Source organism: uncultured Nisaea sp. (assembly GCF_963974195.1).
In the GTDB taxonomy this organism is placed as follows: Bacteria; Pseudomonadota; Alphaproteobacteria; order Thalassobaculales; family Thalassobaculaceae; genus Nisaea.
Window position 1 is genome coordinate 16930 of record NZ_CAXBDC010000030.1, and the last position, 9995, is coordinate 26924.

Consider the following 9995-nt stretch of genomic DNA (forward strand, 5'->3'; position numbering starts at 1 on the left):
CCGGTGGCCAGTCTGTTTGAAGCCGACGCACCGAGGCCGCTCGCGGACCGGCTGCGTCCGAAGGCGTTGACCGAAGTGGTCGGGCAGGATCATCTGCTCGGCCCGGAAGCGCCGCTCGGCCGTATGCTGGCACGCCAGAGGGTGGCCTCGATCCTGCTCTGGGGCCCGCCCGGCTGCGGCAAGACCACCATCGCCCGTTTGCTGGCGGATGGCACGGACATGGAGTTCGAGCCGCTCTCTGCCGTGTTCTCCGGCGTTGCCGATTTGCGCAAGGTGTTCGAGAAGGCGAAGGAGCGGCGGCAGATGGGGCGCGGCACGCTGCTCTTCATCGACGAGATCCATCGTTTCAACCGGGCCCAGCAGGATGGCTTTCTGCCCTATGTGGAGGACGGCACGGTCGTGCTCGTCGGGGCGACGACGGAAAACCCGTCCTTCGAGCTGAATGCGGCCTTGTTGTCCCGGTGTCAGGTGCTTGTGCTGCGGCGGCTCGACGATACCGCGCTGGATCTGCTGCTGACCCGGGCGGAGGAGATCGAGGGCCGTGCCCTACCGCTGACCCCGGACGGGCGCGAGGCTCTGAAGGCGATGGCGGACGGGGACGGGCGCTATCTGCTCAATCTGACCGAAGAGATCTTCCTGCTGCCGCCGGAGCCGTTGCTGGACGGTGCCGGGCTGGCCAAGACGGTGCAGCACCGGGCACCGGTCTACGACAAGAACCGGGAAGAGCATTACAACCTGATCAGTGCCCTGCACAAATCCCTGCGCGGCTCGGACGCGGATGCGGCGCTCTATTGGCTGTCGCGGATGCTGGTCGGCGGGGAGGACGCGGGCTACATCATGCGCCGGCTGACCCGGTTCGCGTCGGAGGATATCGGCATGGCCGATCCGGGGGCGCTGCCCCAGGCGCTGGCCTGCTGGGACGCCTATGAGCGGATCGGCTCCCCGGAGGGGGACCTGATGCTGGCACAATGCGTGATCTATCTGGCAACCGCGCCGAAATCGAACGCCGCCTACAAGGCCAGCAAGGCGGCGGCGCGGGCCGCCAAGACGACCGGCTCGCTGGCGCCGCCCGCGCATATCCTGAACGCGCCGACGAACCTGATGAAGGATCTCGGCTACGGCAAGGGCTATGCCTACGATCATGACGCGCCGGACGGCTTCAGCGGCGCGGACTATTTCCCCGAAGACATGCGCCGGGAGCAGTTCTACCGTCCGGTCGAGCGCGGCTTCGAGCGGGAGATCCAGAAGCGGCTGGCCTACTGGGACAAGCTGCGCCGTCAGCGCGCGGCCGGCGGTCCGGACGGTGACGGCTGATCCCGGCTTCGATCTTTTCCTTGGCATCGACTGGTCCGGGGCGAAGGGCGCGCGCAATAAAGGCATCCAGGTTGCTGAAGCCGCACCGGATGAGGCGCTGCCCCGGCTGATCGCCAATCCCTACCGCCCGCATGGCATATGGTCCCGGCCCGATGTGCTTTCCTATCTCATCGCCAGAATGGATGAAGGCCGCCACGTGCTGGCCGGGTTCGATTTCGCCTTCTGCTATGCCTTCGAGGATGAGGGCGCCTATTTCCCCGGCCTGCCGGACGCTCCAGGCTCTCCGGAGGCCGTCTGGGCGCTTGTGGAGCAGGCGGGGCAGTGTGACCCCGATTTATACGGTGCGGCCCTCTACAGGCGCGCGGACCTGCCTTACAGGGATTATTTCATGGCGCCGGGCTGGCGCGGCACGAAATACAGCTACCGGCAGCGCCTGGCGGAACAGGCGGCCGCTTCCGTCACCACCCCGCATCCGGTTTTCAAATGCCTTGGCGCGGCCAATGTCGGCACCGGCTCGCTTGCCGGGATGCGTTTGCTGCACCGGTTGCGCGGGCTGAACCGGGATATCCGCCTATGGCCGTTCGATCCCGAGCCGGGCGGCGTTTTGACCCTCGTCGAGATCTTTCCGCGGCTTTACTACAAACTGGCCGGTGGCGATCCGCGTGCCTGGGGCGACCGGGACAATCTCGATGCCGTCTGCCGTCACTTCGGCGCCGTTGCCGGGGAGATCCCCGGGATCCGTACCGAAGACGAGGCGGATGCCCTGATATCGGCGGCCGCATTGAGGCTGTTGCAGGCCGATCCCGTGCTCTGGCAACAGGCACGCAGGGCTGGTGCCGCCAAGGAAGGCTGGATATTCGGCGCGGCTTAGGCTAGCAAGCGCTGATGAAACTGCTCATTGCCATCGCGTGCGGTGGCGCGCTCGGCGCGCTCGCCCGCCATAAAGCCGGTTCCGTTGCCATGCATCTGTTTGGCGGCGGGTTTCCCTACGGCACCATCATTGTGAACATCGTCGGTTCCTTCCTGCTCGGCCTGCTGGCCGGCGGGCTGGCCTTCAAGTTCAGCCTGCCGCTGGAAGCACGGGCTTTCCTGATGGTCGGCTTCTGCGGTGCCTTCACCACTTTCTCCACCTTCGCGCTCGATTTCGCGACCCTGACGGAGCGCGGCAATCTGATGCTCGCGGGCGTCTATGTCGCGTTGTCGGTGGCGGGGGCCATTCTTGCCATGTTCGGCGGTCTCGCCGTGATGAGAGGACTCTTCGCATGAGCGGGGTTCAGACAGTTCAGGTTAAGGACGACGATGCGGATATGCGCGTCGACCGCTGGTTCAAGAAACATTATCCGGGCCTCGGCCATGGCCGGCTGGAAAAGCTGCTGCGCACCGGACAGGTCCGGGTCGACGGCAAGCGGGTGAAGGCGAACCAGCGCCTCGAAGCGGGCCAGTATCTGCGCCTGCCGCCGCTCGGCGAGAAGGAAACCAGCCCGCCGACAGCCGATAGCCGGCCCGGCAAGGAGTCCAGGATCGACGAGGCCCTGCTGGAGGAAATGCGCGAGCGGGTGCTGTTCATGGATGACGAGGTGATCGTGCTGGACAAGCCGGCCGGCATCGCCACCCAGGGCGGCACCGGACAGAAAGTGCATGTCGACGGCATGCTGGACGGCTTGCGCTTTGGCCGTTCTGAACGGCCGAAACTGGTGCACCGGCTCGACAAGGATACCTCCGGCATCCTGCTGATCGCCCGATCCACCAAGGCGGCCCGCTGGCTGACGGCGGCATTCCGGGAAAAGACCACGCGCAAGATCTACTGGGCGCTGGTGCTTGGCGAGGTGAAGCCGAGGGTGGCCCGGATCGATATTCCCATCTCCAAGCTGCCCGGCAAGGCCGGCGAGAAGATGGCGGTTGATTACGAGGCGGGTCAAAAATCCCTGACGGACTACGAGGTGGTCGAGCAGCTCGGCAAACGCGTCGCCTGGGTGGCGCTCAGCCCGATCACGGGCCGGACCCATCAGCTTCGCGTTCACATGATGGAGCGGCGGGCACCGATCCTCGGTGACGGCAAGTATGGCGGCCCGGAAGCCTTCCTGGTGGCCGAGGGCCTGTCCCGCAAGCTGCACCTGCATGCCCGAGAGGTCGAGGTTCAGCGGCCGAACGGCACTGTGCTCAAGGTCACCGCACCCTTGCCGGACCATATGCTGAAGGCGTGGGATTTCTTCGGCTTCGATCCGAAAGGCGGCGCGGACGCCCTGCGCGAGGACGTTTGAATGCGGTCATTTGACCCATCGTCCGACCCGTTGCGGCTGGTCGTTTTCGATATGGACGGTACCCTTATCGACAGCCAGCACCATATTATTGCCTCAATGACCCGCTCTTTTGAGAGGAACGGCTTTGCCGCTCCGGACCCGGCCTCTGTCCGGGCCGGTGTCGGATTGCCGCTGGAGGTGATCATCGGCTCCCTGCTGCCGGATATTTCACCGGAGCAGTGTGAGCGGCTGGTGCAGGATTACCGCGGCGACCATCGTGCAAGACTGGATCGCGGAGAGCGGCACGAACCCTTGATGCCAGGCGCCCGGGAAGTGGTCGAGCGGCTCGATGCGGCGGGTTATCTGATCGCACTTGCGACGGGCAAGGGAACCAGAGGCGCCCGTCACGCGTTAGAGGTACATGGACTGATAGATCGTTTCGTCAGCATTCAGACCTCGGACACGGCACCGGGCAAACCGCACCCCGGCATGCTGATCCAGGCAATGAATGAGGCAGGTGTTGAGGCATCCGCCACAATCATGGTTGGCGATACGGTGTACGATCTGGAGTTGGCGCGAAACGCGTCGGTAGCCTCGGTCGCTGTGACCTGGGGCTATCATGATCGTGCGGACCTTGTGTCCTTTGGTCCCGGTGCGGTGATTGATCATTTCGATGATCTGGATGTGGAGGTCGAGCGGCTTCTGGCATCCTGATAGGAGCGGCATACATGCGCATTCTGAAGATTACCCTGCTGTCCCTTCTGGGGCTGGTTGTCGTCCTCGCGGGCGGCGTGACGATCTACCTGGCATCCCTCGACGAGGAGGATGTGAAGCAGATCGTCGCGGAGCAGGTTCAGAAAGCCACGGGCCGTTCCCTGACCATTGCCGGACCGCTGAGCTATGAGCTGTCCTGGAAGCCCAAAATCCGGGTTGAGGATGTCCGTTTCCAGAATGCCCCCTGGGCCGGTGACGAGGATATGGCCTCGGTCGGAGCCATGGAGCTGCACCTGGATCTCGACCGGGTGTTCGACGGTGTTGTGATCGTCGAGAGCCTGTTTCTCGAACATGCAAAACTGAACCTGCAGCGGGAAGCCGACGGCCGGGCGAACTGGCTGTTCGCCGCCGATGAAGCGGATGACGACAAGGGCGACGAGTCCGATCTTTCCCGCCCCGGCGCCTTCCCTGTCATCGAGAGCGTTACCCTGATCGACGTCGATGTGGTCTACAGCGACAAGCTGCTGGGCCAGGAGCATCGCGTCATCGTCGATTCAATCGATCTCGATGCCCCGGATTTCAATAATCCGGTCGAAGCCGTCGTGAAAATGTCCGTCGACGGCAAGCGCATCGATATCGCGGGCACTCTTCCACCTGCCGTGGCGCTCGGCGATGCCTCCGCCCCGCAACCTTTTGACATTACCGGCGAAGCCATGGGGCAGCCGTTCCGTGTCGCGGGCAAGCTGCTGTTTGCCTATGAGGACGGCGTGCCTGCCAATATCGCCGTGCAGGGGCTCGAAGCCCGGCTGTTCTCGTCCGATATCTCGGGCGACCTGAAACTCGATACCGCCGGCAGCGTTCCGAGCCTGGCCGGAACGCTGAAGTCGAACCTCATCGACTTGCGCCCCATCGAAGATCTGGCCGGTCCCGCCAAGAACACGAAGAGCGCTGCGAGCAGCAAGGACAGGGACGGCATCCGGGACATCCTGGATGACCGTATCCCGACCGACTGGCTGGATGAGGCGGTCGTCGATCTGTCCGTCAGCGTGAAGCAGCTGAAGTCGCACGCGGCGGAAGCCTCGGACATTGCCCTGACCGTGACGATGAAAGACGGAAAGCTGGCAATCTCGCCGTTCTGGGCCGTCTATGCGGGCTCACCGATCAAGTTGCAGGCCAATGTGGAACGTGATGGCCGCAATCTCGTGGCGGAGGCCGATCTCTCCATCAAGGGAGCCGATTTCGATCGGCTTGCCGGTACAGCTATCGATACGTCGGGCCTTGAGGCCGGTGGCGATCTGAGCCTTGTCGTGAATACGTCGGGCAAGACCGTTGGCGAGCTGATGGCGGGCGCCACCATCAATGGCAAGGCGGCGCTGCCCCTGGTGCGTTACAACGATCCGGCCGGTCCGGACGCGGGCCGGGATGTGGCCATCTCCAAGCTCGACATCCAGATAGACGCCAAGGGAACCGACCCGGAAGCCGTCCTGAAGCTGATCGAGAATGTCGGTGATATCGGCCTCGACACACCGCTCAAAAACATCGTTCTGAAAGGCATTTCCGGCGAAGCCCATATCCGCGCGGCGGAGGTTTCCACGGCGCAGGATAAAGTGCGGGACCTGGATATATCGGTCAGCCTGCAGGATGAGGTGCTGTCGCTTTCCATCCCGGAAATGATGCTGGCGAAGGCGAAACTGTCCGCTTCGGCGAAAGTGGAGCCGTCCGGCATGCGGACCAAAATATCGTCGCGTGTGCTCTGGAAAGGCGTTGATCTTGGTGTCGTGGCGGACCGCCTCGGCATCGACGGCAAGGCGTCCGGGCGGGGCGATATCGATATCGACCTGACCGGCCAGGGCCGCACGATCGCCTCTATGCTGTCCTCCATCGATGGCACGTTCGGCGTTGAAATGAGCAAGGTGCGCTACGCCGCAACCGGCTCCGGACCGGACGAGCGCGTCGAAATCGACAGCCTTTCCCTGAAAACGGATGCCATGTCGAACCCGATCGCCGGGAAAATCGCCGGGCGTTACGGCAAGCAGGAAATCAACATTGCGGGGCAGTTCCCGTCCATCAAGGCACTGGTCGAGCAGGAGCAGGCGCTGCCGTTCGACTTCAATGGCACGGCGGCCGGTGAAAAGGTTGCGATCAAGGGTCAGCTGACCCTGGTGCAGGCCAACGATACATTCACCAGCTTCAAGCTCTCCAACCTGAATGCCCGTGTCGGCAAGTCCGACCTGACCGGCTCCATCAAGCTCAGCATGGAAGGCGACCGTCCGAAAGGCTCCATCGATCTGGCCAGTACCTTCCTCGATCTCGAGCCCTACCTTGACGACGGTGATGCGCCGGTGCCCGCCGATCCGGCCAAGAAGATCAAGGCCGACGCGCCGTCCGAGGAAGCGCTGGACAAGCCTTTCCCGACGGAAGTGCTGGACCGGGTGGACGGCACCATCAAGCTCACGGCGGGTGAATTGCGCCTGCCGGGGCTGGTCATCACCAATCTGGATCTGAACGCGGCGCTTCAGGACAAGGTGCTCTCCGTCTATCCGTCCGAAGGTGTTTTCAACGAAGGTCTCGTCAAGCTGGAAGCAAAGGTCGACGGCAGCAAGGCGCCATTGACGGATTTCACCATCGACAGTACCTGGACCGGCGCGCATTTCGGCAATCTGCTGCGGGAATATTTCGAAACCGATGTATTCCGTGGTTACGGCAATACCTCGGCCAAGCTGACCGCGCAGGGACGCACCCCGCGTGAGGCGATGGACACGATGAATGGCCATGTCGCGCTGTATCTGAAAGACGGCACGGTCTCGAATACCTACTGGGAGCTGATCGCGGCCGATCTGGTGACCAGCCTGTTGCCGTCCATCGGCAAGAAGGCAGAGAAGGAATCGAAGCTGAATTGCATGGCCACCCGGTTCGATATTACCGAGGGCATGGCTAAATCCACGGTCTTCCTGGTCGACAGTGCGCGGGTCACAGTGGGTGGCGCGGGCAATGTGAACCTGCGGGATGAGACGGTCGATTTCCTGATGCATCCGAAACCGAAGGATTTCGCTTTCCTCAGTCTGGCGACCCCGATCCGGGTTTCCGGCCCGCTGGCCGATCCGTCTTTCCGGCCCGACGCGGTGGGCGCGGCGAAAAGCGCGGTTCTTGGTGCCGGTGCCGTGGCCTTGACTGCGGTCAATCCGCTGACCCTCGTCTTGCCCCTGATGTCCTCCGGCGAGACGGAAGATCCTTGCCCGGCGGCGCTTGCGCTGGCAGAAGGCAAGAGCCCGGAGGAGGCGGCTGCAATCGGCAAGGCGGCGAACAAGAACTCCAGTGCGGTCGGCGGTGCGGTCGATACCGGCAAGGATGTTCTGAAGCTGCCCGGAAAAGCGGTCGACGGCCTGTTCGGGGGGATCAAGAAAATCTTGGAGTGAGTGCTTGAAACGGTTCTACAAGGTGGCCTCGGTCGGGGAGGCGGAAGGCGGCTATCAGGTTTTGCTTGATGACCGTCCGGTCCGCACGCCGGCGAAAGCACCATTGCTGCTGCCGGGCGAACAGCTGGCGGCGGAGATCGCAGCCGAATGGAATGCGCAGGAAGAGAAAATCATCCCCGCTTCCATGCCTTTCATGTCCCTGGCGGCGACCGGTTTCGACCGGGTGACGCCGCAGCGCGACGCGGTGATTGATCAGATCGTCGCCTATGGCGGCTCCGATCTGGTCTGCTACCGGGCGGAAGATCCGGACGATCTGGTGATCCGGCAGGTAAAATCCTGGCAGCCGTTGCTGGACTGGTGCCGGGAGCGATTCGGCGCCGAATTGGCCGTCACCGCCGGGATCATGCCCCAGCCCCAGAGCGAGCATGCTCTTGCCGCTCTTCGCCGGGGCATCGCCGATCACAATGATCTCGTGCTCTCCGGCCTCTATCAGCTGACCACAGGTTTCGGCTCTCTGGTTATCGCGCTTGCTGTTCTGGAAGGCCGCATAGAGGCCGAAAAGGGCATCGAATATGCGCTGCTGGACGAGCTGTTCCAGGCGGAGCGCTGGGGCGAGGACTGGGAGGCGATCGAGCGCCGCAAGGCAATGGCGGCGGACATGACGAATGCCGCCCGTTTCATATCCTTCTGCCGGGTTTGACGCACCGCGCGGGCTGCGCCTATCGTGGCGCGGTCCAGGGAGATTAGACGTATGCAGGAAATCATTCAGCGGCTCGGTGAAATGCGCGATGCAGCGCGTGCGGGCGGTGGCGAGAAGCGGGTCGCGGCGCAGCATGGCAAAGGCAAGCTGACAGCGCGGGAACGGATCGAGGTCTTGCTCGACGAGGGCTCGTTCGAGGAATGGGACATGTTCGTCGAGCATCGCTGCACCGATTTCGGCATGGCCGAGAACAAGGTGCCGGGCGACGGCGTGGTGACCGGATACGGTACCGTGAACGGCCGCATGATCTTCGTCTTCAGCCAGGATTTCACCGTGTTCGGCGGCTCCCTCTCGGAAGCCCATGCGGAGAAGATCTGCAAGCTGATGGATCAGGCCATGAAGGTGGGCGCGCCTGTCATTGGCCTGAATGACAGCGGTGGCGCCCGCATCCAGGAAGGCGTTGCTTCTCTCGGCGGCTATGCCGAAGTGTTCCAGCGCAACGTGCTGGCCTCGGGCGTGGTGCCGCAGATCTCGATGATCATGGGCCCGTGCGCCGGTGGGGCGGTTTATTCCCCGGCGATGACCGACTTCATCTTCATGGTGAAGGACAGCTCCTACATGTTCGTCACCGGCCCGGACGTGGTGAAGACCGTGACGCACGAGACCGTCACCCAGGAAGAGCTGGGCGGCGCGGTCACCCATTCCACCAAATCCGGTGTCGCCGACATGGCGTTCGAAAACGATGTCGAGGCGCTGCTGCAGCTTCGTCGTTTCATCGATTTCCTGCCGCTGAACAACCGGGAAAAGCCGCCGGTGCGGCCGACCGCCGATACCATGGACCGTCCGGAAATCTCCCTCGATACGTTGATCCCGGCCAACCCGAACAAGCCCTATGACATGAAGGAGCTGATCGAGAAGGTCGTCGACGAGGGCGATTTCTTCGAAATCCAGCCGAACTATGCCGGCAACATTCTGGTCGGCTTCGCCCGGATGATGGGCTCGACGGTGGGCATCGTCGCCAATCAGCCGATGGTGCTGGCCGGCTGCCTCGATATCGAAAGCTCTAAGAAGGCGGCCCGTTTCGTCCGCTTCTGCGACTGTTTCAACATTCCGATCGTCACCTTTGTCGACGTGCCGGGCTTCCTGCCGGGCACCTCGCAGGAATTCAACGGCATCATCAAGCATGGTGCCAAGCTGCTCTACGCCTATGCCGAAGCCACGGTGCCGAAGATCACGGTGATCACCCGCAAGGCCTATGGCGGCGCCTATGACGTGATGAGCTCCAAGCATCTGCGCGGCGATCTGAACTTCGCCTGGCCGACGGCGGAAATCGCCGTGATGGGGCCGAAAGGCGCGGTGGAGATCATCTTCCGGGGCGATCTCGGCGACGAGGAGAAGATCGCCGAGCGGACCGAGGAATACCGGCAGAAATTCGCCAATCCCTTCGTTGCCGGTGCGCGCGGCTATATCGACGATGTCATCCTGCCGCGCAATACACGGCGGCGGATCTGCCGGGGACTCTCGATGCTGAAGAACAAGCAGCTCGAAAACCCCTGGAAGAAACACGACAATATCCCTCTCTAACTTTCCACTCGGGCGGCAGTAGACAAG

The 9995-nt window shown here is 63.1% G+C and carries 8 protein-coding genes; all 8 read left to right on the forward strand.

What is annotated here, in order from left to right; translation table 11 throughout:
* Positions 1-3: 3 nt before the first annotated feature.
* Genes AAC126_RS08775 through AAC126_RS08810 form a run of 8 tightly spaced genes read left to right on the forward strand, consistent with a single transcriptional unit; the run spans position 4 to position 9968 of the window.
* On the forward strand, positions 4-1314 hold the full coding sequence (locus AAC126_RS08775; RefSeq protein WP_339852275.1) for a replication-associated recombination protein A: 1311 nt from the start codon (positions 4-6) through the stop codon (positions 1312-1314).
* Positions 1304-2185 carry a hypothetical protein gene (locus AAC126_RS08780; RefSeq protein WP_339852277.1) on the forward strand — a complete coding sequence of 294 codons (882 nt, stop codon included), beginning with the start codon at positions 1304-1306 and terminating at the stop codon, positions 2183-2185. The genes AAC126_RS08775 and AAC126_RS08780 overlap by 11 nt, the downstream gene beginning before the upstream one ends.
* Positions 2186-2199: 14 nt before the next feature.
* A complete protein-coding gene (gene crcB / locus AAC126_RS08785) occupies positions 2200-2580 on the forward strand; it encodes a fluoride efflux transporter CrcB (RefSeq protein ID WP_339852279.1) in 381 nt (126 codons plus the stop codon).
* Positions 2577-3575 (forward strand): RluA family pseudouridine synthase, encoded by a 999-nt coding sequence (locus tag AAC126_RS08790; RefSeq protein WP_339852282.1) that lies wholly within the window; start codon positions 2577-2579, stop codon positions 3573-3575. Before crcB ends, AAC126_RS08790 begins: the two co-directional genes overlap by 4 nt.
* Entirely contained in the window at positions 3576-4268 is a 693-nt protein-coding gene (locus AAC126_RS08795) for an HAD-IA family hydrolase (RefSeq protein ID WP_339852285.1), read from the forward strand.
* 14 nt (positions 4269-4282) lie between these two features.
* Complete coding sequence (locus AAC126_RS08800) at positions 4283-7684, forward strand: AsmA family protein (RefSeq protein ID WP_339852287.1); 3402 nt, start codon at positions 4283-4285, stop codon at positions 7682-7684.
* A 4-nt stretch (positions 7685-7688) separates the two neighbouring features.
* Positions 7689-8384, forward strand: a complete 696-nt coding sequence (locus AAC126_RS08805) for an ATP12 family protein (protein WP_339852289.1) — start codon at positions 7689-7691, stop codon at positions 8382-8384.
* A 51-nt stretch (positions 8385-8435) separates the two neighbouring features.
* Entirely contained in the window at positions 8436-9968 is a 1533-nt protein-coding gene (locus AAC126_RS08810; protein WP_339852292.1) for an acyl-CoA carboxylase subunit beta, read from the forward strand.
* Positions 9969-9995: the final 27 nt, after the last annotated feature.